At 52.9% G+C, this 25725-nt stretch carries 22 protein-coding genes; 16 read left to right on the forward strand and 6 right to left on the reverse strand.

The window, feature by feature from the left end:
* Positions 1-151 precede the first annotated feature (151 nt).
* From WG219_07745 to WG219_07760, 4 genes are all read right to left on the reverse strand, one after another.
* Positions 152-892 (reverse strand): YciK family oxidoreductase, encoded by a 741-nt coding sequence (locus tag WG219_07745; GenBank protein ID WXL27335.1) that lies wholly within the window; start codon positions 890-892, stop codon positions 152-154.
* Positions 893-940: 48 nt separating this feature from the next.
* A complete protein-coding gene (gene mupP / locus WG219_07750) occupies positions 941-1612 on the reverse strand; it encodes an N-acetylmuramic acid 6-phosphate phosphatase MupP (protein WXL27336.1) in 672 nt (223 codons plus the stop codon).
* A gap of 5 nt (positions 1613-1617) precedes the next feature.
* Positions 1618-2316, reverse strand: coding sequence for a bifunctional 2-polyprenyl-6-hydroxyphenol methylase/3-demethylubiquinol 3-O-methyltransferase UbiG (gene ubiG, locus WG219_07755; GenBank protein ID WXL27337.1), 699 nt, complete (start codon positions 2314-2316; stop codon positions 1618-1620).
* A gap of 132 nt (positions 2317-2448) precedes the next feature.
* On the reverse strand, positions 2449-3774 hold the full coding sequence (locus tag WG219_07760; GenBank protein ID WXL27338.1) for a TRZ/ATZ family hydrolase: 1326 nt from the start codon (positions 3772-3774) through the stop codon (positions 2449-2451).
* Positions 3775-3992: 218 nt separating this feature from the next.
* On the opposite strand from WG219_07760, the gene WG219_07765 reads away from it, so the two are divergent.
* The 16 genes from WG219_07765 to WG219_07840 all read left to right on the forward strand — a co-directional run bounded on the left by WG219_07765 (position 3993) and on the right by WG219_07840 (position 23728).
* Positions 3993-4214, forward strand: a complete 222-nt coding sequence (locus WG219_07765; GenBank protein WXL27339.1) for a hypothetical protein — start codon at positions 3993-3995, stop codon at positions 4212-4214.
* A 233-nt stretch (positions 4215-4447) separates the two neighbouring features.
* The gene (gene gyrA, locus WG219_07770; protein ID WXL27340.1) at positions 4448-7222 is read left to right on the forward strand and encodes a DNA gyrase subunit A; all 2775 of its coding nucleotides are present in this window, start codon (positions 4448-4450) and stop codon (positions 7220-7222) included.
* 90 nt (positions 7223-7312) lie between these two features.
* A complete protein-coding gene (gene serC / locus WG219_07775) occupies positions 7313-8398 on the forward strand; it encodes a 3-phosphoserine/phosphohydroxythreonine transaminase (protein ID WXL27341.1) in 1086 nt (361 codons plus the stop codon).
* On the forward strand, positions 8398-9492 hold the full coding sequence (gene pheA, locus WG219_07780; protein WXL27342.1) for a prephenate dehydratase: 1095 nt from the start codon (positions 8398-8400) through the stop codon (positions 9490-9492). Before serC ends, pheA begins: the two co-directional genes overlap by 1 nt.
* A 73-nt stretch (positions 9493-9565) precedes the next feature.
* Positions 9566-10672, forward strand: a complete 1107-nt coding sequence (gene hisC, locus WG219_07785; protein WXL27343.1) for a histidinol-phosphate transaminase — start codon at positions 9566-9568, stop codon at positions 10670-10672.
* The gene (locus tag WG219_07790) at positions 10669-12924 is read left to right on the forward strand and encodes a bifunctional prephenate dehydrogenase/3-phosphoshikimate 1-carboxyvinyltransferase (protein WXL27344.1); all 2256 of its coding nucleotides are present in this window, start codon (positions 10669-10671) and stop codon (positions 12922-12924) included. The genes hisC and WG219_07790 overlap by 4 nt, the downstream gene beginning before the upstream one ends.
* A complete protein-coding gene (cmk, locus tag WG219_07795) occupies positions 12921-13607 on the forward strand; it encodes a (d)CMP kinase (GenBank protein ID WXL27345.1) in 687 nt (228 codons plus the stop codon). The genes WG219_07790 and cmk overlap by 4 nt, the downstream gene beginning before the upstream one ends.
* A 151-nt stretch (positions 13608-13758) precedes the next feature.
* The gene (rpsA, locus tag WG219_07800) at positions 13759-15444 is read left to right on the forward strand and encodes a 30S ribosomal protein S1 (protein ID WXL27346.1); all 1686 of its coding nucleotides are present in this window, start codon (positions 13759-13761) and stop codon (positions 15442-15444) included.
* 153 nt (positions 15445-15597) lie between these two features.
* Positions 15598-15888: an integration host factor subunit beta gene (gene ihfB, locus WG219_07805; GenBank protein WXL27347.1), complete on the forward strand. Its 291-nt coding sequence runs from the start codon at positions 15598-15600 to the stop codon at positions 15886-15888.
* A 236-nt stretch (positions 15889-16124) separates the two neighbouring features.
* Positions 16125-17201 (forward strand): dTDP-glucose 4,6-dehydratase, encoded by a 1077-nt coding sequence (rfbB, locus tag WG219_07810; GenBank protein ID WXL27348.1) that lies wholly within the window; start codon positions 16125-16127, stop codon positions 17199-17201.
* Complete coding sequence (rfbD, locus tag WG219_07815) at positions 17198-18091, forward strand: dTDP-4-dehydrorhamnose reductase (GenBank protein ID WXL27349.1); 894 nt, start codon at positions 17198-17200, stop codon at positions 18089-18091. The genes rfbB and rfbD overlap by 4 nt, the downstream gene beginning before the upstream one ends.
* Positions 18088-18978: a glucose-1-phosphate thymidylyltransferase RfbA gene (gene rfbA, locus WG219_07820; GenBank protein WXL27350.1), complete on the forward strand. Its 891-nt coding sequence runs from the start codon at positions 18088-18090 to the stop codon at positions 18976-18978. The genes rfbD and rfbA overlap by 4 nt, the downstream gene beginning before the upstream one ends.
* Before the next feature lie 114 nt (positions 18979-19092).
* Positions 19093-20103 (forward strand): glycosyltransferase family 4 protein, encoded by a 1011-nt coding sequence (locus WG219_07825; protein ID WXL27351.1) that lies wholly within the window; start codon positions 19093-19095, stop codon positions 20101-20103.
* A gap of 95 nt (positions 20104-20198) precedes the next feature.
* A complete protein-coding gene (locus tag WG219_07830; protein ID WXL27352.1) occupies positions 20199-22196 on the forward strand; it encodes a nucleoside-diphosphate sugar epimerase/dehydratase in 1998 nt (665 codons plus the stop codon).
* Positions 22197-22418: 222 nt separating this feature from the next.
* Positions 22419-22742, forward strand: coding sequence for a helix-hairpin-helix domain-containing protein (locus WG219_07835; protein ID WXL27353.1), 324 nt, complete (start codon positions 22419-22421; stop codon positions 22740-22742).
* A gap of 179 nt (positions 22743-22921) precedes the next feature.
* Positions 22922-23728 carry an SDR family oxidoreductase gene (locus tag WG219_07840; GenBank protein ID WXL27354.1) on the forward strand — a complete coding sequence of 269 codons (807 nt, stop codon included), beginning with the start codon at positions 22922-22924 and terminating at the stop codon, positions 23726-23728.
* A gap of 99 nt (positions 23729-23827) precedes the next feature.
* On the opposite strand, the gene WG219_07845 is transcribed toward WG219_07840, so the two are convergent.
* Together WG219_07845 and dacB are read right to left on the reverse strand one after the other, a co-directional pair.
* Positions 23828-24079 carry a YheU family protein gene (locus WG219_07845; protein ID WXL27355.1) on the reverse strand — a complete coding sequence of 84 codons (252 nt, stop codon included), beginning with the start codon at positions 24077-24079 and terminating at the stop codon, positions 23828-23830.
* 51 nt (positions 24080-24130) lie between these two features.
* Positions 24131-25579, reverse strand: coding sequence for a D-alanyl-D-alanine carboxypeptidase/D-alanyl-D-alanine-endopeptidase (dacB, locus tag WG219_07850; protein WXL27356.1), 1449 nt, complete (start codon positions 25577-25579; stop codon positions 24131-24133).
* Positions 25580-25725 lie beyond the last annotated feature (146 nt).

The following is a 25725-nucleotide window of genomic DNA, read 5'->3' on the forward strand; positions in this document are numbered from 1 at the left end:
TCGTGCCAACCTTATAAACCATTGAAATATAAGGATTTATTAAGATTTAGAGGTGTGTGGTGGCAAATTGATGCCGGATAAATGTCGGCTTGAAGGGAATATAGATGCCGCTGAAACTGCCGCCGACGGAAAACCGGCGGCAGTTCACCGTTTATTGCGCGTCGAACGCTTGGCCATTGACGCCTTTGCTGTCCGGGCCCATTAGGTAGAGGTAAACCGGCATGATTTCCTCGGGCAGCGGGTTGTTTTGCGGGTTTTCGCCGGGATAAGCCTGGGCGCGCATATCAGTGCGGGTGGCGCCGGGGTTAACGCTGTTAGCGCGGACGTTGCTGATGCCTTCGACCTCATCGGCCATGACTTGCATCAGGCCCTCGGTGGCGAATTTGGACACGGCATAAGCGCCCCAATAAGCCCGACCTTTGCGACCAACGCTACTTGAAGTGAAGATCACAGAGGCGTCTTCTGAGAGCTTCAGCAGGGGCAGCAGGGTACTGGTGAGCATGAACATGCCGTTGACGTTGACTTGCATGACGCGCATGAAGTTATCGCCGGATAGCTGCTCAAGAGGTGTGCGCGGTCCAATAATTGAGGCGTTGTGTAAGAGACCGTCAACTTTACCGAACTCAGCTTCAATCATTGAGGCGAGTTCGTCGTATTGGTGCGGTAACGCTGTCTCCAGGTTGAACGGGATGACTGCAGCCTGCGGATAGCCCGCAGCTTCGATTGCGTCATAAATCCGGGTCAGGTGATCTTCGGTTTTACCCAGAAGCAACACGGTTGCACCATGGGCTGCGTAGCTCATGGCAGCGGCAGCACCAATGCCGCGGCCAGCACCGGTGACGAGTATCACCCGGCCTTTAAGCAGGTCTGGGCGGGCAGTGTAATCAAACATGAAAAAGCCTCATTGGTTCAGGGCTGGTGTCTATGGGGCAGCGAGGGTTCAGCAACCGCACTGAGCGCGCTCAAGGATGTCGCGCAGTTCCATTGGATGATCCACCACCACATCGGCACCCCAATTGCGTGGGTTGTCTTGAGGGTGGATGTAGCCGTAACTGACTGCGGCGGTCTTGCAGCCGGCAGCACGGCCAGCTTCGATATCGCGCTCGTCATCGCCTACGAACAGAGTGGCCTGCGGGGGGATGCCCATTTTTTCGCAAGCCAGCAGGATCATTTCCGGGTCGGGTTTGCTGCGGCTGACGTGGTCGGGGCACACCAAAACCGCCGAGCGCTCTGCCAGTCTGAGCTGCTGCATAATCGGTTCTGCGTAGCGGACTGGTTTGTTAGTGGCCACGCCCCAGGTCAGCTTGGCTTGCTCGATTTCATTGAGCAACTGGTTGATGCCATCAAACGGGCGAGTCAGTACGGCGCAGTGAGTCTGATAGCGCTCAAGGAACTCCAAGCGTAAGGCTTCAAAGCCTTCGGTATCTGGTTGTATGTCGAAGTTAGCGGCCACCATGGCACGAGCGCCGCCGGATACATTATCGCGAATCAGTTTGTCAGCAATCGGTTGCATGCCACGCGCTTCGCGCATGGCATGGCAGATGGCAATAAAGTCGGGGGCGCTGTCGAGTAGCGTGCCATCCATGTCAAAAAGTACTGCTCGTAAACGCATGCCCCTTATTCCTCACGCAGGGTCTGAATCATGTAGTTGACGTCTACATCAGGCGCCAGCTTGTAGTGTCTGGTCAGAGGGTTATAGGTCAGGCCGATGATGTCTTTAACTTGCAGGCCAGCAGCACGGCACCAAGCACCCAGCTCGGATGGGCGGATGAATTTCTTGAAGTCATGGGTGCCGCGTGGAAGCAGGCGCATGATGTATTCGGCACCGATGATGGCGAACATATACGCCTTGGGGTTGCGGTTGATGGTGGAGAAGAACACCTGGCCGCCAGGTTTGACCATCTTGTAGCAGGCGCGGATGACTGAAGCTGGGTCTGGCACGTGCTCCAGCATTTCCAGGCAGGTAACGACATCAAACTGGCCTGGCATCTCTTCAGCCAGTGCCTCGGCAGTGATCTGCCGGTATTCGACTTGAACGCCAGACTCCAATTGGTGCAGTTGCGCCACGGCTAATGGCGCTTCGCCCATATCGATACCTGTCACATTGGCGCCGCGCTGCGCCATCGCCTCGCTTAAGATGCCGCCGCCGCAGCCAACATCCAGGACTTTCTTGTCCGCCAGGCCTACGCGTTGGTCAATCCAGTTGACGCGCAATGGATTGATGTCATGCAGTGGCTTGAACTCGCTTTCACGGTCCCACCAGCGGTGAGCCAATGCTTCGAATTTGGCGATTTCGGCGTGATCAACGTTGCTCATAAGGTTCCCTGAATCTGTATGCGGCGAGGGCGCGAGCTAAATTGCTCATGTTGCCAGTTTAGTCGGGTCGCGTGGGTATCAGTTGCATAACTGATGTATGTCAGTTTGTCGCAGGAATTTGCATTTCGGTGCCTACGATGTGAGTCCGACAATTCGGCTCCCCCACATTCGGGCATTGTGGGTGATCCGCTCTTCGTCCATGCGGGTGAGTTTTCCGCTGTCTAATAAGTGTTTGCCGCCTACCCAAAGGTGTTCAGTACAGGTCCTTCCACCGGCATAAATCAGTTGTGATAGCGGATCATAGATGGGCTGCTGTCCCATACCATCGAGGTTGAATACTGCCAGATCAGCGAGTTTCCCCAGTTCCAGTGAGCCGGTCTGTTCATCAAGGCCAAGGGCGCGAGCGCCATTGAGTGTTGCCATGCGCAGTGCTCGGTGGGCGTCCAGGGCGCTGGCGGAGCCGTGCACTGCCTTGGCTAGCATGGCAGCTGTGCGGGTTTCGCCGAGTAGATCAAGGTCATTGTTGCTGGCGGCGCCGTCCGTGCCGATGGCGACGTTGACGCCTGCTTGCCAGAGCCTTTCCACCGGGCAAAAGCCGCTGGCCAGTTTCATATTTGATTCTGGGCAGTGGATGACGCTGGTATTGCTGGCGACCAGTAACTCAAGGTCGTCATCATCTATTTGGGTCATGTGCACGGCCTGGAAACGCGGCCCCAGGAGGCCCAGGCGTGCAAGGCGGGCCATAGGGCGTTCGCCGCGCTGCTCCAGGCTTTGTTGAACTTCCAGTGCTGTCTCATGGACATGCATATGGATGCCGGCGTCCAGTTCCTCAGCCAGTATTAGGATGTTTTCCAGTTTGTCATCGCTGACCGTGTAGGGCGCGTGGGGACCAAAGGCGATTTTCAGGCGCGGGTGGTGGCGCATGTCGTCGAACAGTGTCACTCCCGTGCGCAGGGATTCAGCAGCATCCCGGGCGCCTGGAATGGGAAAGTCCAACACGGGGATGGTGATCTGTGCGCGGATTCCGCTCTTGTGAACCTGCTCGCAGGCGGCCTGTGGAAAGAAGTACATATCAGAGAAGCAGCTAATGCCACCTTTGATCTGTTCAGCAATCGCCAGCTCGGTGCCATCTTGCACGAATTGCTCGTTAACCCATTTGGCCTCGGCTGGCCATATGTGTTTTTCCAGCCAGGTCGACAGTGGCAGGTCATCGGCTATACCGCGGAACAGGGTCATGGCGGCATGCCCGTGGGCGTTAACCAGTCCAGGTGTCAGGAGCCTGCCCGGTAACTCAAGAGTTTGCCGGGCTTGATATTTCAGTGCCTCTTCACGTGGAGCAATAAGGGTAATTTTACCGTCTAGAACCCCTAGCGCGTGTTCCTTGAGCAGTACGCCTGCCGGCTCGACGGGGATCAGCCAACTTGGCAGAAGCAGCAGGTCAAGTAGTGGGCGATCCATGGGGGAATTCCGAGCCTATTAAAGAAGAAAGGGAGTGTATAGGGGAACGCCTGAAGCATGAAGTGTACAGGCCAGTTTCACATGCCGGTTCCGGTATGACTGTGCCTGCAGGGGGCGACTATATAGTGACGCGGTTGGTCCGATTTGTTCCTATCAGCTAGCCATACGGCCATGCATCACGGGGGCGGGGTGATGGTGACCTCTCCCAGTGCACTGATATGACTAAAGGCTATGGTGGTGACGTGATTGATGCTGTGTATCCGCTAAAGAGTGGGGCAGAGCCACGCACTGTGGTGGCGGGAGGAGAGGTTTTTAGTCCTTCTTTTGATGTAATGCCTGCAGATCTGATTGATTTTATGGTGACTGAGAGGGAAGTTGGCATCGCCCTGATGACGAAAAATGGCACAACTCATGTGTCGTCAGTGCCTGCATTGACCTAGGTTGCCCTTCATGCGTTGTACGCTGCACGGTAAGGGATAGGTGCGGCGTACTGTTTGTGGTAAGCTCCGGCGGTTTCAGGGGGCCTTTAAAGGTGCCTCTTACCAGCGCTGATAGATGGCATAACTGATTGATTTGTCGTGAGTCGCTGTAAGCCGTAAGGCTGAGCGACTGGCTCCCTGTCATTCAGGACGAATGGCGCGGAGTTTTACCAGAAAAAGGAACCAGGCTACTCATGGGCGAACTGGCCAAAGAAATCCTCCCGGTCAATATTGAAGACGAACTCAAGCAGTCTTACCTCGACTACGCAATGAGCGTAATCGTCGGTCGGGCACTGCCTGATGCACGTGATGGCTTGAAGCCTGTGCACCGCCGCGTGCTGTTTGCGATGAGCGAGTTGGGCAACGACTGGAACAAGCCATACAAGAAGTCCGCCCGTGTGGTTGGTGACGTAATCGGTAAATATCACCCGCACGGTGACATCGCTGTATACGACACCATCGTACGTATGGCCCAGCCGTTCTCCCTGCGTTATCTGCTGGTAGATGGTCAGGGTAACTTCGGTTCTGTGGACGGCGACAACGCTGCAGCCATGCGATACACCGAAGTGCGTATGACCAAGCTCGCTCACGAGCTGCTGGCTGACCTGCACAAAGAAACCGTGGATTGGGTGCCGAACTATGACGGCACTGAACTAATTCCGGCGGTCATGCCGACCAAAATTCCAAGCTTGTTGGTTAACGGCTCCAGCGGTATTGCTGTTGGCATGGCGACCAACATCCCGCCGCACAACCTCACTGAGGTGATCAACGGCTGTCTGGCCCTGATCGAGAACCCGGAGCTGACTGTGGATGAGCTGATGCAGCACATCCCAGGTCCGGACTTCCCGACTGCGGGCATTATCAATGGCCGCGCCGGTATCATCGAGGCTTACCGCACTGGCCGTGGTCGCATTTACATGCGCGCCCGTGCTGAAGTCGAAGACATCGACAAGAGCGGTACCCGCCAGCAGATCGTCGTGACTGAGCTGCCTTACCAGCTGAATAAGGCGCGCCTGATCGAGAAGATCGCTGAGCTGGTCAAAGAAAAGAAAATCGAAGGGATCACCGAGCTGCGCGACGAGTCCGACAAGGACGGTATGCGCGTGGTGATCGAGCTGCGCCGTGGTGAAGTGCCAGAGGTTGTGCTGAACAACCTGTACGCGCAGACCCAGATGCAGAGCGTGTTCGGTATCAACGTCGTAGCGTTGATTGACGGTCAGCCGCGTGTCCTGAACCTTAAAGACATGCTCGAAGCCTTTATCCTGCACCGTCGCGAAGTGGTTACCCGCCGCACCGTGTTCGAGCTGCGCAAGGCGCGTGAGCGTGGCCATATCCTTGAAGGGCAGGCCGTTGCGCTGTCCAACATTGATCCGGTTATTGCCCTGATCAAAGCCTCGCCAACCCCGGCAGAAGCCAAGCAGGCGCTGATCAGCACTGCGTGGGAATCCGCCGCCGTTGAAGCAATGGTTGAACGTGCCGGTGCCGATACCTGCCGCCCGGAAGACCTGGACCCGCAATACGGTCTGCGTGATGGCAAGTACTTCCTGTCACCGGAACAAGCTCAGGCCATTCTGGATCTGCGCCTGCACCGCCTGACCGGTCTTGAGCATGAAAAACTGCTGGCCGAATACCAGGAAATCCTGACTCAGATTGGTGAGCTGATCCGCATCCTGACCAGCGCCGAGCGCCTGATGGAAGTGATCCGCGAAGAACTGGAGGCGATTAAGGCTGAATTCGGCGATGACCGTCGCACCGAAATCGTTGCATCGCGCATGGACCTGACCATTGCCGATCTGATCACCGAAGAAGAGCGTGTCGTCACTATTTCCCACGGTGGCTATGCCAAGAGCCAGCCGCTGCATGCCTACCAGGCTCAGCGCCGTGGCGGTCGCGGTAAGTCGGCGACTGGCGTGAAAGATGAGGATTACATCGAGCACCTGTTGGTTGCCAACAGCCATGCCACGCTGCTGCTGTTCTCTAGCAAAGGTAAAGTGTACTGGCTGAAAACCTACGAAATTCCGGAAGCCTCCCGCGCTGCTCGTGGTCGTCCGCTGGTCAACCTGTTGCCGCTGGATGAAGGTGAGCGCATCACCGCCATGCTCCAGGTCGATCTGGAAGCCCTGCAGCAAAACGGCGGTGACGAAGACGAGCTGGATGATGCTGAAGGCGTTGTTCTGGAAGGCGAAGTGGTTGAAGCCGAAGGCGCTGACGACAGCGACTCCGATGTGGCTGATGACGAGCAGGACGAACCAACGGGCGCCTACATCTTTATGGCAACCGCTTTCGGTACTGTGAAGAAGACGCCGCTGGTGCAGTTCAGCCGTCCACGTACCAGCGGTTTGATTGCTCTGAAGTTGGAAGAAGGCGACACCTTGATCGCGGCTGCCATCACTGATGGTGCTCGCGACGTGATGATGTTCTCTGATGGCGGCAAGGTTATCCGCTTCAAAGAAAAACATGTCCGTACCATGGGGCGCACTGCTCGCGGTGTCCGCGGTATGCGTCTAATGGAAGGTCAACGCATCATCTCTATGCTGATCCCGGAAGGAGGTGCGCAGATTCTGACCGCCTCCGAGCGCGGTTACGGTAAGCGTACCGAGATTCAGGAGTTCCCACGCCGTGGTCGTGGTGGTCAGGGCGTTATCGCCATGGTCAGCAACGAGCGTAACGGCAAGCTGGTTGGGGCTGTACAGGTGCTCGACGGAGAGGAAATCATGCTGATTTCCGACCAAGGCACACTGGTCCGTACCCGTGTTAGCGAAATTTCATGTTTGGGTCGTAACACGCAGGGTGTAACCCTGATTAAGCTGGCCAAAGATGAAACCCTAGTGGGACTGGAGCGCGTGCAGGAGCCGTCTGATGATGGTGAGGACGAGCTGCTGGAAGGCGAAGAAATTGCCGACGTTCAGGCAGAGGATGCCACTGAAGCAGACGCGGGCGAGGATGCGGCCCCGCTAAGCGAAGAGTGATCTATCGGGGCGGCTTAGGCCGCCCCGCTGGTGTAGTGTCTGGCGGGCCGTGGAATTCCACGGCCGCCCTATTTTTGAGCGAGAGTGGATGTGAGCAAGCGAGCCTTTAACTTCTGCGCCGGCCCGGCCGCGCTTCCTGAAGCAGTGTTGCAACGCGCCCAGGCTGAACTCCTGGATTGGCAGGGTAAAGGTCTGTCAGTCATGGAAATGAGTCACCGTAGTGACGAGTACACCGGCATTGCCGCTAAGGCCGAGCAGGATCTGCGCGACCTGATGAGTATTCCGAACAACTACAAGGTGCTGTTCCTGCAAGGTGGTGCCAGCCAGCAATTTGCTGAAATTCCGCTGAACCTGTTGCCTGAAGATGGTGTGGCTGACTATGTCGATACCGGCATCTGGTCGAAAAAGAGCATTGAGGAAGCCAGCCGCTTCGGTAATGTCAATGTAGCCGCCAGTGCCAAGGCCTATGACTACTTTGCCATTCCGGGTCAGAACGAGTGGAAGCTCTCGAAAGACGCTGCTTATCTGCACTACGCCAGCAACGAAACCATCGGTGGTTTGCAATTTGACTGGATTCCAGAGGTGGGTGACGTGCCGCTGGTGACAGATATGTCATCGGACATTCTTTCCCGTCCTGTGGACGTGTCCCGTTATGGCCTGATCTACGCGGGCGCACAGAAGAACATAGGCCCGAGTGGTCTGGTGGTGGTGATTGTTCGGGAAGACCTGCTCGGCCGTGCCCGTAGCAGCTGTCCGACCATGCTCAACTACAAAATCGCCGCCGATAACGGCTCCATGTACAACACGCCGTCGACCTTTGCCTGGTATCTATCCGGCTTGGTCTTTGAGTGGCTGAAGGAGCAGGGCGGTGTCGAGGCGATGGAGAAACTGAACCGCGCCAAGAAAGACCTGTTGTACAAGGCCATCGACAGCAGCGAGTTCTACAGCAATCCGATCAGTGTTAATGCGCGTTCGTGGATGAACGTCCCGTTCCGTCTTGCTGACGAGCGCTTGGACAAGCCTTTCCTGGCGGGTGCTGATGCTCGCGGTCTGCTCAACCTGAAGGGGCATCGTTCTGTTGGTGGCATGCGTGCCTCCATTTATAACGCTGTAGGGCTGGATGCGGTCGAGGCGTTGGTTGCCTACATGGCGGAGTTCGAAAAGGAGCACGGTTGATGTCGGAACAGGAGCTGCAAGCCCTTCGCGTGCGTATCGATAATCTGGATGAAAAGATTCTCGAGCTGATCAGTGATCGTGCCCGCTGCGCTGAGGAAGTTGCGCGGGTCAAGATGAAAGAGCTGGCTGAAGGTGAAAAGCCTGTTTTCTATCGCCCCGAGCGTGAAGCTCAGGTGCTCAAGCGCATCATGGAGCGAAATCAGGGGCCGCTGGGCAATGAAGAAATGGCGCGGCTGTTTCGCGAAATCATGTCGTCTTGCTTGGCGCTAGAAAACCCGCTGCGCGTTGCTTATCTCGGTCCGGAGGGGACATTCTCCCAGGCCGCGGCAATGAAGCACTTCGGCCATGCCGTTATCAGTGTGCCCATGGCTGCCATTGATGAGGTGTTCCGCGAAGTGGCCGCTGGTGCGGTTAACTTCGGTGTGGTTCCAGTTGAGAACTCGACTGAAGGGGCAATCAACCACACCCTCGACAGCTTCCTTGAGCATGATCTGGTCATTTGCGGTGAGGTTGAGCTGCGCATTCACCATCACTTGTTGGTGGGCGAAAATACCAAAACTGACAAGATCACAAGAATCTACTCCCATGCCCAGTCCTTAGCTCAATGCCGTAAGTGGTTGGACGCGCACTACCCAAATGTTGAGCGTGTAGCCGTTTCCAGCAATGCCGATGCTGCCAAGCGTGTCAAAAGTGAGTGGAACAGTGCGGCGATTGCTGGTGACATGGCAGCTAAGCTCTACGACCTGAATAAGCTTGCTGAGAAGATTGAGGATCGTCCGGATAACTCCACGCGTTTCCTTATTATCGGTAATCAGGAAGTTCCGCCAACGGGTGATGACAAGACGTCAGTCATTATCTCTATGCGTAACAAGCCGGGTGCTCTGCATGAGCTGCTGGTGCCATTCCACAATAATGGTATCGACCTGACCCGCATCGAGACGCGCCCGTCCCGCAGCGGCAAATGGACCTATGTGTTCTTTATTGATTTCGTTGGCCATCACCGTGATCCGCTGATCAAGGATGTGCTGGAGAAAATCAATCAGGAAGCCGTGGCCGTGAAGGTCTTGGGTTCATACCCAAAAGCAGTACTTTAATTTGCCCTATGGGCTCTCAGTCACTCGCCTTACAGGGGGCCTGAGAGCTGCAAGCTATGCGTGAGGCTTTGCAATGACTGATTTTCTTGCCCTGGCTCAGCCGGGCGTGCAGCAACTGTCCCCTTATGTTCCGGGTAAGCCTGTCGATGAGCTGGCCCGTGAGTTGAATCTTGATCCTGCTGGGATCGTTAAACTGGCGAGTAATGAAAACCCGCTGGGCCCGAGCCCGAAAGTGCTTGAGGCTATTCGTGCGGAGCTGGCCGAGCTAACCCGCTACCCGGATGGCAATGGTTTTGAGCTGAAGAGCCGCTTGGCTGCTCGCTGTGGGGTAGGCATTGATCAGGTCACGCTGGGCAATGGCTCCAACGATATTCTTGATCTGGTGGCGCGTGCTTATTTGGCGCCGGGCGTTAATGCTGTGTTCAGTCAATACGCTTTTGCGGTCTATCCGATTGCGACCCAGGCTGTTGGTGCCCAGGCGAAAGTGGTCCCGGCAAAAGACTATGGCCATGACCTTGAGGCCATGCTTGCGGCAATCGACTCGAACACCCGTGTCGTGTTCATCGCCAACCCGAATAACCCGACTGGTACCTGGTTTGGTCCTGATGCACTGGAGACTTTCCTTTCTAAAGTGCCGAAGGATGTTCTCGTGGTTCTGGATGAGGCGTATATCGAGTTTGCTGAAGGTGACGAGCTGCCGGATGGCCTCAAATACCTGGCTCGCTACGATAACTTGCTGGTTTCGCGCACGTTCTCAAAGGCCTACGGCCTTGCTTCGCTGCGCGTTGGCTATGCCCTGAGCTCGGCGCAAATTGCTGACGTGCTGAACCGAGTGCGCCAGCCTTTCAACGTCAACAGTCTGGCATTGGCTGCGGCGTGCGCTGCGCTGGATGACGCGCAGTACATGCAAAAGAGCCGTGAGCTGAATGATGCAGGTATGGCGCAGCTTGAGGCGGGGTTGCGTGAGCTGGGGCTGAGCTGGATTCCATCGAAGGGCAACTTTATTGCCGTGGATTTTGGTCGTGATACTGCAGCCATCAACCAAGCGCTGTTGCGCGAAGGTGTGATTGTGCGACCGGTTGCAGGTTACGGTATGCCCAACTTTCTACGCGTTTCGATTGGTTTGCCAGCAGAGAATGCCCGCTTCCTTGAAGCGTTGGCCAAGGTGTTGAGCGCGTGAGTGATTCTGATGTTGCTGTAACTCAAGTGCAATCTGCTACTCCTAAGCTTGGCCGCCTAGTGGTGGTTGGGCTGGGTCTTATTGGCGGTTCCTTTGCCAAAGGACTGCGTGAGCTCGGCCTCTTTGATGAGGTGGTTGGCGTTGATCTGGATGCAGAATCGCGCCGACTGGCGGTTGAACTGGGCGTTGTGGACCGTTGCGAAACCGATCTTGAACTAGCTTGTAAAGGCGCAGCTGTGATCCAGCTAGCTGTGCCGATTCTGGCCATGGAAAAGCTCCTGGCTGAGCTGGTCAAGCTTGATCTGGGTGGCGCTGTGTTAACGGATGTGGGCAGTGCTAAGGGCAATGTCGTCCGGGCTGCGCGCCGTTGTTTTACTGGCAATGATGTGCGCTTTGTTCCTGGTCATCCTATTGCTGGCTCTGAGCAGAGTGGTGTTGAAGCGGCCAATGCTCAACTATTCCGTCGGCATAAAGTTATCTTGACGCCATGTGAGTTCAGTGACGATTCCGCTTTGCAGTTGGTCGATGGTTTGTGGCGTGCCTTGGGGGCTGATGTCGAGCATATGGACGTTGAGCACCACGATGAGGTGCTTGCGGCAACTAGCCATCTACCGCATCTGTTAGCTTTTACCTTGGTTGACTCGCTGGCCAAGCGCAGTGAGAACCTTGAAATCTTTCGTTACGCTGCTGGCGGTTTTCGTGATTTCACGCGAATTGCCGGCAGTGATCCGGTGATGTGGCATGACATCTTCCTCGCTAACCGTGAGGCGGTGCTGCGCACGCTGGATGTATTTCGCGACGATCTCGACGCTTTGCGCGACGCGGTTGAAGCAGGGGATGGGCATCAACTTCTGGGCGTATTTACTCGCGCTCGGGTTGCCCGTGAGCATTTCGGCAAAATTCTGGCCCGTCGGGCTTATGTGGACGCTATGCACGCGAATGATCTGATTTTTCTGGCAAACCCTGGTGGCTCTATATCCGGTCGAATCCGCGTACCGGGTGACAAATCCATCTCTCATCGCTCCATCATGCTGGGGTCGCTGGCCGAAGGCGTTACCCGCGTAGAGGGCTTTTTGGAGGGCGAGGATGCGCTGGCTACGTTGCAAGCGTTCCGCGACATGGGGGTGGTGATTGAAGGGCCGCATCATGGTCGCGTCACGATCCACGGCGTTGGCTTGAATGGTCTTAAGGCTCCGGCCGGCCCGTTATATATGGGGAACTCAGGGACTTCTATGCGCCTGCTCTCTGGTCTTTTAGCTGCGCAGCCTTTTGATACCACCCTGACCGGTGATGCGTCGCTGTCCAAGCGTCCTATGAATCGCGTAGCCAAGCCGTTGCGCGAAATGGGGGCGGTCATTGAAACGGGGCCTGAGGGGCGTCCGCCGCTGACCATTAAGGGTGGCCAGCGCCTGACCGGTATGGAGTACGAGATGCCAATGGCCAGTGCTCAGGTTAAGTCTTGCCTGCTGCTGGCTGGTCTCTATGCGGCCGGTCGCACGGCGGTAACTGAGCCGGCACCTACGCGCGATCATACCGAGCGTATGCTGCGAGGTTTTGGTTATCCGGTCGAGGTGTCGGGCAGTACTGCAAGTGTCGAGTCAGGGCATAAGCTGACTGCGACTCATATTGAGGTTCCGGCGGATATCTCCTCGGCTGCATTCTTCCTAGTGGCAGCGAGCATTGCTGAGAACTCGGAGTTGGTCTTGGAGCATGTGGGAATCAACCCGACACGTACTGGTGTTATTGACATCCTCAAGCTCATGGGCGGCGATATCACTCTAGAAAATCAGCGTGAAGTTGGCGGCGAGCCGGTGGCAGATATTCGCGTGCGCAGCGCCAAACTCAAAGGAATCGACATTCCTGAGGATCTGGTCCCGTTGGCGATCGACGAATTCCCGGTGCTGTTCGTTGCGGCTGCTGTTGCGGAAGGGCGTACCGTCCTGCGCGGTGCTGCTGAACTGCGGGTGAAGGAGTCGGATCGTATCCAGGTGATGGCTGATGGTCTGATCGCTCTGGGCGTGAAGGCTGAGCCGACTCCAGACGGTATTATTATTGAAGGCGGCAGCATTGGTGGTGGTGAAGTCTGGGGGCATGGTGATCACCGTATTGCCATGTCATTCAGTATCGCCTCGCTGCGCGCGACTGCGCCAATCCGCATACATGATTGCGCTAACGTGGCAACCTCGTTCCCGAACTTCCTAGCGTTGTCGGCGCAGGTCGGTATTCGGGTCGCTGAAGAGGGCAAGGCATGATTGTTGCTCCAGTCATCACCATTGATGGCCCAAGTGGATCAGGCAAAGGCACCGTCGCTGGGTTGCTGGCAAGAAAAATGGGCTGGAATCTGTTGGATTCTGGCGCACTTTACCGTTTGCTGGCCTTTGCGGCGGGTAACCATCGAATCGACCTGACCAATGAAGAGGCTTTGAAGTTACTGGCTGCGCATCTTGATGTGCAGTTTGTGGCGGCTGGTGATGGTCAGGAGCAGCGCATTATCCTGGAGGGCGAAGAGGTCACTAGTCTGATTCGTAATGAGCAGGTGGGGGCCGGGGCTTCTCAGGTCGCATCACTGCCTGCTGTGCGGGATGCATTGTTACAGCGGCAGAAGGCTTTTCTGGAAATGCCTGGGCTTGTGGCGGATGGACGCGACATGGGGACTGTGGTGTTCCCGGATGCGCCGCTGAAGATATTTCTGACCGCTAGTGCTGAGGAAAGGGCGCGTCGTCGGTACTTACAGTTGAAGGCAAAGGGAGATGATGTTAATCTCGCGAGTCTTCTCGAAGAGATTCAGGCGCGCGATGAGCGCGATACCCAGCGTGCAGTGGCCCCACTCAAGCCAGCGGCTGATGCAATTTTGCTGGATTCCACTGAGTTGACCATCGAGCAAGTGCTTGAACGAATTCTTCATGAGGCCGCAAATCGCGATCTTGTGGAATGACAGGGCCTCAATTGCATTAAGTTGATCGGCTCGCCGAGAGGTTTTCGAGAATCCAGTCATTGTCTCGCAAGCCTCTTTATATATGAACGTACCCACATTGTCTGGAATGTGGTTTGGGCGGATTCCCTGCCCTAAATTTACAGGAATTAAAATGAGCGAAAGCTTTGCTGAACTGTTTGAAGAAAGCCTACAAACCCTGAACCTTCAGGCAGGCTCGATCATCACCGCTATCATCGTGGACATCGATTACCAAGCTGGTTGGGTAACTGTTCACGCTGGTCTGAAGTCCGAAGGCCTGATTCCTCTGGAGCAGTTCCAGAACGAAGCTGGCGAGTTGACTATCAATGTCGGTGACGAAGTTCACGTTGCTCTGGACGCGGTTGAAGATGGTTTCGGTGAAACCAAACTGTCCCGTGAAAAAGCCAAACGTGCCGAGTGCTGGATTGTTCTGGAAGCAGCTTTCGCCGCTGAGGAAGTGGTTAAGGGCGTTATCAACGGTAAGGTTAAAGGCGGCTTCACTGTCGACGTTAACGGCATCCGTGCGTTCCTGCCAGGTTCCCTGGTAGATGTCCGTCCGGTGCGTGATACCACTCACCTGGAAGGCAAAGAACTCGAGTTCAAAGTTATCAAGCTGGACCAGAAGCGCAACAACGTTGTCGTTTCTCGTCGCAGTGTTCTGGAAGCCGAGAACAGCGCCGAGCGCGAAGCTCTGCTGGAATCCCTGCAGGAAGGTCAGCAAGTCAAAGGTATCGTCAAGAACCTCACCGACTACGGCGCGTTCGTGGATCTGGGTGGCGTCGACGGCTTGCTGCACATCACCGACATGGCTTGGAAGCGCATCAAGCATCCTTCCGAAATCGTCAACGTTGGTGACGAAATCGACGTTAAAATCCTCAAGTACGATCGCGAGCGCAATCGTGTTTCTCTGGGCCTCAAGCAGCTGGGTGAAGACCCATGGGTTGCTATCAAGGCACGTTACCCAGAAAACACCCGCGTTACTGCACGCGTAACCAACCTGACCGATTACGGCTGCTTCGCCGAGCTGGAAGAGGGTGTTGAAGGTCTGGTTCACGTATCCGAAATGGATTGGACCAACAAGAACATCCATCCTTCCAAAGTCGTTAACGTTGGCGACGAAGTTGAAGTTATGGTTCTGGATATCGACGAAGAGCGTCGTCGTATTTCCCTGGGTATCAAGCAGTGCAAAACCAACCCATGGGAAGATTTCTCCGGCCAGTTCAACAAGGGTGACAAAATCTCCGGCACCATCAAGTCGATCACCGATTTCGGTATCTTCATTGGTCTGGATGGCGGCATCGACGGCCTTGTTCACCTGTCCGACATCTCCTGGAACGAAGTAGGCGAAGAAGCTGTACGCCGCTTCAAGAAAGGCGACGAGCTGGAAACTGTTATCCTGTCCGTAGATCCAGAGCGTGAGCGCATCTCCCTGGGTATCAAGCAACTGGAAGAAGATCCGTTCTCCGACTACGTTGCTGTTAACGACAAAGGCACTATCGTTCGCGGTACTGTCAAAGAAGTCGACGCTAAGGGTGCTGTAATCACTCTGGCTGATGGTATCGAAGCCACTCTGAAAGCCTCCGAAATCAGCCGTGACCGCGTTGAAGACGCTCGTAACGTGCTGAAAGAAGGCGAAGAAGTTGAAGCTAAGATCATCAGCGTTGATCGTAAGAGCCGCGTAATCAGCTTGTCGATCAAGTCGAAAGACGTTGAAGACGAAAAAGAAGCCATCAAAGAAATGCGTAAGCAGGAAGTTGAAACTGCTGGTCCGACCACCATTGGTGATCTGATCCGTGCGCAGATGGAAAACCAGAACTAAGTTCGGGTTATCTTCTGAAAAGGGCGACTTCGGTCGCCCTTTTTTGTGCTTGAAATTTTATAACACATTGTTTTATAGGCTGTTCAAATCCGATCAGGCATGCTAAAAACAACTTACCTAGTGATCTAGCCGCTTGAAAAAGAAGGGAAAATCATGACCAAGTCGGAGTTGATCGAGCGCATAGTCTCCCAGCAGGGACAGCTCTCGTCTAAAGATGTCGAGTTGGCAATCAAAACGATGCTTGAGCAGATGTCCCAGGCGCTCTCTACAGGTGACCGCATTGAAATTCGCGGTTTCGGGAGCTTTTCACTTCATTATCGAGCTCCACGCATCGGTCGCAATCCAAAGACGGGTGACTCGGTAAGGCTTGATGGTAAGTACGTCCCTCATTTCAAGCCTGGTAAGGAGCTGCGCGACAGGGTCAATGAAGAAGAGGAAGCTTGATAGGCTTCCTCTTGCACCCTGTGCGTGAGCAGCCATCGTTCTGTTACTGTTCCGCAAATCTAGATTAAAGTGCTCTTGGCATAATCGTGGGCTGCTGTAGAGCTAGTTGTGAGCCGTTTGTGTAATTAGGTATCACTGCGTCATCAACATCAATAGAATTGTTTAAACTAAAAGACATCACCAGATTCAATGGATTGTCTGGCGGTCGTTCATTTATTTTATACGTAGGCAATCGAGTGAAAATACTGGTTACCGGTGGGGCAGGGTTTATTGGCTCAGCAGTTATTCGACACATCATTGATCACACAAGTGACTATGTCATAAACGTTGATAAATTAACCTATGCAGGCAACCTAGAGTCATTGCTTTCTGTAGAGCATAGCCCCCGTTATTCGTTTGAAAAGGTCGATATCTGTGATCGTGCTGAAATCGACAGAATCATGCAGGAATATCAACCTGATGCGATTATGCATTTGGCTGCGGAGTCCCATGTTGATCGCTCAATCAGTGGACCGTCAGAATTTATCCAGACCAATATTATTGGTACATATACCTTGCTTGAGGCCAGCCGGAATTATTGGTCCTGTTTGAGTGATGAGCGCAAATCTGCATTCCGCTTCCACCATGTTTCTACTGATGAAGTGTATGGTGATCTGGAGGGGCCAGAGGACTTATTCACTGAAACTACGCCATATCAGCCCAGTTCGCCCTACTCTGCGAGTAAAGCCAGTTCTGATCATTTGGTGAGAGCCTGGGCGCGGACATATGGTCTGCCGGTCTTGGTTACAAACTGTTCCAATAACTACGGGCCATATCATTTCCCCGAAAAATTGATACCACTGATGATTCTTAACGCGGTAGAGGGTAAACCTTTGCCTGTATACGGCAAGGGTGATCAGATTCGTGATTGGCTGTATGTAGAAGACCATGCACGGGCATTGTATAAGGTCGTTACCGAGGGGGTGGTGGGCGAAACTTATAATATTGGTGGCCATAACGAGAAGCAGAATATTGAGGTTGTCCATACACTCTGTAAGCTTCTTGATGAATTGCTACCTGATTCGCCCTATCGGCCACATGCTCAATTGATAACCCATGTACAGGATCGTCCAGGTCACGACCTGCGCTATGCGATTGATGCAAGCAAGATTCAGCGTGAATTGGGTTGGACCCCGGATGAGACGTTTGAGTCCGGAATTCGCAAGACAGTAGCTTGGTATCTATCTAACGCAGAATGGGTTGCTCACGTTAAGAGTGGTAGTTACCAAAACTGGATGGAGCAGAATTATTCTCAGCGTGACAAGCGCCCATGAAAATTCTACTACTAGGTAAGGGCGGTCAGGTTGGATGGGAACTGCAGCGATCCCTTACCGCGCTGGGGGAGCTGGTTGCGCTCGATCGACAGCCAGTTGGCTTACTGTGTGGTGATCTGAGTGATTCTGATCGTCTTCGCGACACGGTTCGGCACGTGCAGCCTGAGATTATCGTCAATGCTGCTGCCTACACAGCAGTTGATAAGGCAGAGTCTGAACCGGATCTTGCTTATCAGGTAAATGCAAAGGCCTGCCAGGTGCTTGCCGAGGAGGCCTGCGCTTTAGGTGCTTGGTTGGTTCATTACTCGACGGATTATGTTTTTAACGGAGCCGGGAACACCCCATGGGTTGAGTCGGACCATGTAGATCCATTGAATCAATATGGCGCAAGCAAATTAGCTGGTGAGCAGGCCATCATTGCGTCGGACTGTAAGTATCTTATTTTTCGTACCTGTTGGGTTTATGCGGCCCGTGGGTCGAACTTCGCCAAAACAATTTTGCGTTTGGCCGGCGAGCGTGAATCGCTGAATATCATTGCCGACCAGATAGGTGCACCAACAGGTGCCGAGCTTATTGCAGATGTCACTGCACTTGCTCTTACTCAAGCAATGAAGAATCCTGATCTGTCAGGTACTTATCATCTTGCTGCTGCTGGAGAGGTTTCTTGGTATGGCTATGCGAATCATATTGTCCAGACCGCCAAGAAGTTGGATATACCGCTAAAAGTTCAAACGATTTATCCCATTGCAACCTCTGAATATCCCACACCAGCCGCTCGGCCGCATAACTCGCGCTTAAACACTCAAAAACTGCGGGACGCTTTTTCAATTCATTTGCCGGATTGGCAAGTTGGTGTAACTCGCATGCTTATGGAAGTACTGAAGAAATGACCTTAGCGAATCGTAAAGGAATCATACTGGCAGGTGGTTCGGGTACTCGATTACACCCTTTGACGCTGGGTGTGTCGAAACAGATGCTGCCTATTTATGACAAACCTATGATTTATTATCCGCTGTCAGTACTAATGCTGGCGGGTATGCGTGAAGTTTTGGTGATTTCTACCCCAGAAGATTTACCAGGATTTCGCCGTCTATTAGGAGACGGCAGCCAATTTGGTATCAAGCTGAGTTATGCCGTCCAACCCAGCCCTGATGGGCTAGCCCAAGCCTTTATCATTGGTGAAGAGTTTATCGGCAATGATCCGTGCAGCCTCATTCTAGGTGACAACATTTTCTACGGGCAGCATTTTTCAGATTACCTGCGCTCTGCGGGAGAAAAACAGCATGGCGCAACGGTGTTCGGTTATCACGTTTCTGACCCAGAGCGATTTGGTGTTGTGGAATTTGATGCTAAGGGTCAGGCCTTGAGCATTGAAGAGAAGCCAATAAACCCAAAGTCCAATTATGCGGTTACAGGATTATATTTCTATGACAATCAAGTAATCGATATCGCTAAGGCAATCAAGCCTTCTGCGCGTGGTGAACTTGAAATAACAGATGTGAATCGCGCATACCTCGAGCAGAACGCCCTAAATGTCGAGCTTCTAGGTCGTGGATTTGCTTGGCTAGATACTGGAACACATGAGTCGCTCTTACAGGCCAGTCATTTTGTCCATACCATCGAACATCGGCAGGGCCTGAAGGTCGCATGTCTTGAAGAAATTGCCTTTAACAACGGCTGGATTACTGCTGATCAAGTGCTTGCCCAGGCAGCGTCGATGAAGAAAACGGGCTATGGGCAGTACCTGCTAAAGCTACTGAACGAGTCTGAGCAGTAGATGATTTGAGTTAATGAGACCTTCATACACTCTGAGGCCATCAGTGTTTGCTTGATTGGCCGCATCAGTAGAAACTGCAGATCAATGAAAATGTGATTGTGGAGCAGCCGCTAGATGACAGTTTTGTGGCTCATGGCCACTGTTCTGATTGTTTCTTGTATTTTTACTCGTTTGGCTTTTCGTTATGCGCTTAGCAAGCGAATGATGGATATGCCGAATGAGCGTAGCTCACATACTCTGCCCACACCACGCGGTGGTGGTGTGGGTTTTGTTATTGCTTTTTCTCTCGCGCTGTTCGTCTGCCTCGCAACGGATCCAACCATACATAAGTTGGTTTGGGTGCTGATCGTTGCAGGGGGCGGTGTGGCATTGATTGGCTTTGTAGATGATCATTCCTCGGTGCCGGCTCGGTGGCGTCTACTCGGACATTTTCTAGTAGCTGTGTTTTCTCTTTATTGTCTTGGTGAGCTACCAGTTCTTGATGTTGCTGGAGTAGTGATCATTGAAGGCTGGCTGTCCTGGCTTCTTGCTCTCTGCTTTCTAGTGTGGCTTCTTAATCTGTACAACTTTATGGACGGTATTGATGGGCTAGCCTCCATCGAAGCGATCAGTGTTTGTTTGGCGATGGGCGGTATTTACTTAGTCTCTGAGGCGGAGCATCTTGTCAATGTGCCTGTACTGCTTGCCTCCTCTGTTATGGGGTTTCTTGTGTGGAACTTTCCTCCGGCAAGGGTCTTTATGGGGGATGTGGGTAGTGGTTTTCTCGGATTCAGTCTTGGCATTCTTGCCCTGCATGCAGGGCAGAGCGACCCTGTATTGCTCTACTGCTGGTTAATAATGCTGTCGGTATTTATCGTAGATGCAACGTATACGCTGCTACGAAGGATGATCCGCGGGGATCGGTTTTATGAGCCCCATCGTACCCATGCGTACCAGAAAGCTGCTCATATCTACGGACATAAAGTGGTTAGCTTAGTTGTGTTGTCTATCAATGCGCTTTATTTGTTCCCTCTGTGCTTATTGGTTGTGCTCAAAATCTGTGATCCTCTGGTAGCGCTGACTATATCTTTCATATCCATTCTAATGTTGGTTTACATCTGGGGGGCAGGAGAAAAAGCTGCATAGCCAATTCTTGCTATCGGATAGGTAGAGCTATACCAGGTGTTATGCGATTGTGCTTGGCAAGAGATGTGTACCACCAATGGAGAATAATAAGATTTATGGACAGGTTTAAAAAAAGTCTTTTGGCTATGCCGAAAAGCAAAAAGCGTATTTTGCAGGTGGCGACGGATATTGTTTTGGTCTGGATGGCGTTATGGCTTGCGTTTATAGTTCGTCTTGGGGCTGCTGATTTATTCGGTCCACCTTTCAAATATGCTTGGCTATTTATACTAGCGCCAGTGGTATCAATTCCTTTATTTATTAGGTTGGGGATGTATCGTGCAGTTATGCGGTATTTTGGTAATGATGCACTCATCGCAATCATAAAGGCTGTTACTTTATCTTCTCTGATGTTGGCCGTAATTGCTTATTTCTTCGAGTCCAGCGACCAGCCGATACCCCGGTCTGTCATTTTCAATTATTGGTTTTTGGCACTTGTAATCATTGGTGGGCTGCGTTTATGTATGCGCCAGTATTTTATGGGGGATTGGTTTACTGCGTCACCCAATGCACTACTGGACAGTATGGACTTTCAGGAGCGCAAGGTCGCTATCTATGGTGCAGGGGTTGCCGGTAATCAACTGGTGGCCGCGCTGAGAATGGGGCGCTTTTTGAAGCCAGTTGCGTTTATTGATGATGATCCCAGTATTGCCAATCGCACTATTGCTGGGCTGCATGTCTATAAACCTAGTGGAATTGAGGCAATGATGGCTACAACTGGGGCGCAGGAAGTTCTTCTGGCTTTACCTTCAATATCCCGTAGTCGCCGCCATGAAATACTGAGTGTGCTGGAGCGCTTTCCTTTGCACGTACGAAGTGTTCCTGACTTGACAGACTTGGCTAGTGGAAAGGTTAAAGTTGAAGACATAAGGGAAGTTGATATTGCGGATTTGCTGGGCCGTGACTCCGTTCCAGCTTCACCTAGTCTGCTCAGAAGTTGTGTTACTGACAAAGCAGTTATGGTCACGGGGGCCGGAGGTTCGATTGGTTCTGAACTATGCCGCCAAATCTTAGCACTAGAGCCTCGGCTTATAGTTTTATATGAGCACAGTGAGTTCAATCTCTACAGTATCCACAAGGAGTTGGAGCAGCTCGTAATCGCTTCATTTTCCGAAGTTCAGCTGGTTCCCATTCTGGGATCTGTCAGTAATTCGAAGAAATTATTGGATGTGATGAAGACGTGGCGGGTTCAAACGCTCTATCACGCTGCAGCCTATAAACAGGTACCCATCGTTGAACAGAACATCGCTGAGGGTGTTCTCAATAACGTGATGGGGACTTTATATACCGCTCAGGCTGCACTTTGTGCTGGAGTGGAAAATTTTGTTCTCATCTCGACTGATAAAGCTGTTCGGCCTACCAACATCATGGGGACTACCAAGCGTTTAGCTGAAATGGTTCTGCAGGCATTGAGTCGGGAGTTGGCTCCCACGCTCTTTGGCGACCCATCTAACATATCTCATGTTAACAAGACGCGCTTCACCATGGTTCGCTTTGGTAACGTACTGGGTTCTTCAGGTTCGGTGATACCTCTTTTTCGCCAACAAATTAAAGCAGGTGGCCCGGTTACTGTTACGCATCCTGAGATCACACGTTACTTTATGACGATACCGGAAGCTGCGCAGTTGGTTATACAAGCGGGATCAATGGGGGAGGGGGGAGACGTATTCGTTCTTAATATGGGAGAGCCTGTGAGAATTCTCGGTTTGGCTGAAAAGATGGTTCAGTACTCAGGCTTATGCGTCCGATCAGATGAAAATCCCGCCGGTGATATCGAGATTAAGTTTACGGGGTTGCGCCCTGGTGAAAAGCTTTATGAAGAACTTTTAATTGGTGAAGATGTTTCTGCTACAGAGCATTCGATGATTATGAAGGCTAACGAGGAGTACCTTCCTTGGGGTACATTTAAGTCAAAGTTAGCTGAATTGCTTGAGGCAGTTGATCGGGAGGATTACCAGAAATTGCGTTTGTCGTTGGTTGATATGGTAACCGGGTATACGCCTGAGGCAAGCATTGCAGATCTGACCTATAGACAAAAGAACATCCGTATTGAATGATCTTTGATCTATTTTTGCGGTTTTTGAAATCAAATGTATAGTATTCAGAGTTCTCTTAAAAGATCATGGTTGTGCCGGTATTGGCATAATGTCCTGTGTTAATTAAAGAATTGTGATGCTTTGGATTTTTAATCTTTCTCTTTTTTGACTCTCCATGGCAGTGGATTAGTGTCTGGGCGTGAGTTGAATACTCACTCCCAGAAACTTTGAAAGGATTCAGCTATGAGAAAGATGATCGTATCAATTGCTTTCGCTCTGTGTGCTGCTGTTACAGCTTCTGCTGTCTGTGCTGCAGAAGCCCTATCCCCAAAAGCGCCATCGGAGAGCAGTCAGCCTGTTGTGGCTGTTTCAAAGATTAATCTCAATACGGCAAATGCAGAAGTTTTGCAGCGGGAGTTGTCAGGTGTAGGCGCGGTTAAGGCACAAGCCATTGTGAGCTATCGTGAGCAAAACGGAAATTTTGAGTCCGTCGAAGAGCTCTTGGAAGTGAAGGGAATTGGCGAGGCTCTGCTTGAGAAAAACCGCGAAAAAATATCCGTGAATTAAGTGCTTCAAAGAGGCCGGATTTCCGGCCTCTTTTTGTTTGTGACGATCATGGAATTGCCCTCGAGAGAAGAACATTTGCTTTGTATTAGCTGCTGCTATTCAGCGTTTTGATGGTGGGTAGATTGCGCGATCGGCTGATTACAATGCTATGAACACTAACCGTTAGAGGGAACTCCGCTATGCACAATCGCATGATGATCACCGGTGCGGGCTCAGGATTAGGGCGCGAGATCGCCTTACGCTGGGCTCGTGAAGGCTGGCAGCTGGCTCTATCGGATGTAAATGAGCCTGGACTTGTCGAGACATTGCAGAAAGTCCGCGAGGCCGGTGGTGACGGTTTTATCCAGCGTTGTGATGTCAGAGATTTCAGTCAGCTGACTGCTTTGGCTCAAGCCTGCGAAGAAAAGTTTGGCGGTATAGATATCATCGTCAATAACGCAGGTGTTGCATCTGGCGGTTTCTTCAGTGAGCTGTCCTTAGAGGATTGGGACTGGCAAATTGGTATAAACCTGATGGGTGTGGTGAAAGGCTGCAAGGCGTTTTTGCCACAACTGCTCAAGAGCAAAGGCAAGATTATCAATATCGCTTCGATGGCTGCTCTGATGCAGGGACCGGCCATGAGCAACTATAACGTTGCTAAAGCCGGTGTTGTGGCGCTTTCTGAAAGCCTTTTGGCTGAGCTGAAGATGCAGGAAGTGAATGTGCATGTGGTGTGTCCGTCATTCTTCCAGACAAACCTATTGGATTCTTTCCGTGGGCCTACGCCAGAGATGAAGGCTCAGGTGGGTAAACTGCTTGAGAGTTCCCCCATCAGTGCCGCAGACATTGCTGACTACATCTATCAGGATGTGGCTAAAGGTCAATTCATGATCCTGCCACATGAGCAAGGGCGGATGGCGTGGGAAATTAAGCAGAAAAACCCACAGATGATCTATGACGAGATGACTGCAATGGCTAATAAAATGCGAGCGCCTCGTACCAAGTGATCTTTCTTAGCACCTATTCCTGAGTTATTGCAGAGGCTGGATGTTTGTATAAGAGCCGTCAGCAGCCTAGGGGCGGGATGCTGACGGCCATGTGCTGATTTATTCGTCTAGAGATTCCTGCAATGCCGCTAGCCACTCTTTTGGAACATCACGTTTCAAGGCCAGTTGGCACTGCTGGCTTTCCGGATCGAAGATGATCACGGCTTCTCCGCGTTCAAGGGCGCGGCGTACGCGCTCTGTACGGGTCGTCAGCGGTGTTTCATCGCCATTATCGGTTCCATCCCGGGTGACGAAGTCTTCTATAAGGCGGGTTAAGGTTTCGGGTTCGAGCAAGTGATGCGGAATCAGCACAACAATATCTCCGGAGTCTGCGTCGTGTTGTCGACACGACGCAGATGCTTGCTAGCGCGCGGCGTTAATCTTGGGCTGACGGTGCAGGTCCAGCAGTACCTGATCCAGAATCGAAGAAGCCCCCCACGGCCGTGGGTCATTCAGAATGCTCACTACTGCCCAGGTTTTGCCATTGCTGTCACGGCTGAAGCCGGCAATTGCGCGAACGTTGTTTAGGGTGCCTGTTTTGATTCTAGCCTCTCCCTTGAGCGGACTATTTTGCAATCGCCGTCGCATAGTGCCGTCCATGCCAGCCAAGGGGAGGGATGCCATGAACTCTGCAGCGTAGGGGCTTTTCCAGGCCGCTTGCAGCAGTTGCGCGAGTTCGCGGGCACTGACTCGCTCTGCTCGTGACAGGCCTGAACCGTTCTCCATGACCAAGTGCGAGGCGTTGATGCCTTTGCGGGCCAGCCAACTGCGTATGGCCCGTTGTGCGGCCATGCTGTCGTCGGTATCGGTGCTGGTACGGTAGTGTGCCCCGATACTGAGGAAGACCTGCTTGGCCATGGTGTTGTTGCTGTATTTGTTGATGTCGCGAATAACTTCGGCAAGGTCTGGCGAGTATGCCCGGGCCAACAGGCGCGCTTTGTCTGGTACAACACCCAGTCGATTCTGGCCAGAGATGGTGCCACCCAGCTCTTGCCATGTACTGCGGATGACGCCAGCGGCGTAGCTAGGATGGTCAAGCAGCGCGATGTAGGTCTGGGAACTGCAACCCTCAGCCAATTGGCCAGAAACAACTACGCGGGTGCCGTTCAAGTCGGTCACAGGGCTATAACGCACATCGGGCCAGCCAGGACATTTGGCTGCCGGTAGCGGCTTGACTTGGTTGTCTATTTGGATCGAGGCAATTGGCGGCTCGGCGGCTACGTAGACTTTTCCACCCTCGGTTCGTGTGATAAAGCGCAGGGCTTTGAGGTTCACCATGAGTGAGTCTGGTGGCACGAGGAACGGCTTATATGCGTCGCCACCGTCGTCGTTGAATTCGGTGTGCTGAGGTTGGGCAAAGTAGTTGCGATCGAGAATCAGGTCGCCGTGAATTTGCTGAACGCCGTTGGCTCTCAGGTCACGCATCAGTAACCAGAGCTTCTCCATGTTGAGTTTGGGGTCACCGCCGCCTTTCAAATACAGGTTACCGCTGAGCACTCCGTTACGCAGTGTGCCATCGGTATAGAACTCAGTCTTCCACTGATAGTTTGGGCCAAGCAGCTCAAGCGCGGCGAAGGTGGTTACCAGCTTCATGGTAGAGGCTGGGTTTACTGAAACATCAGCGTTGTAGAACGCGCTGTTGCCTGGGCCGTCGAGTGGGATAGCAGCGATGGAAAGGGATTGGCTGCTGATCTTATTAGCTTTCAGAGCTTGTTGAACTTTGTTAGAGAGCAGAGTATCGGCTGCGGCCAGGGGAAGGCATACAGGAAGTAGCAAACTGGCGAAGGCCAGTCGGCGAAGCGTTTTCATCATGGGCAGCTAGTCTCCAGCTGATTAAGGCAGGCGCGGTGTGTGACCGCGGACTCCTGAATGATCTGTGCTGATTATGCCCGAATACAGGCTACGAGATAGGTTAAAACTCGCCGTAAGGCAGGCATTTCGGCGGTTGTCGATCGAGC

It is taken from the genome of Pseudomonas mendocina (assembly GCA_037482215.1).
Classification (GTDB): Bacteria; Pseudomonadota; Gammaproteobacteria; order Pseudomonadales; family Pseudomonadaceae; genus Aquipseudomonas; species Aquipseudomonas mendocina_E.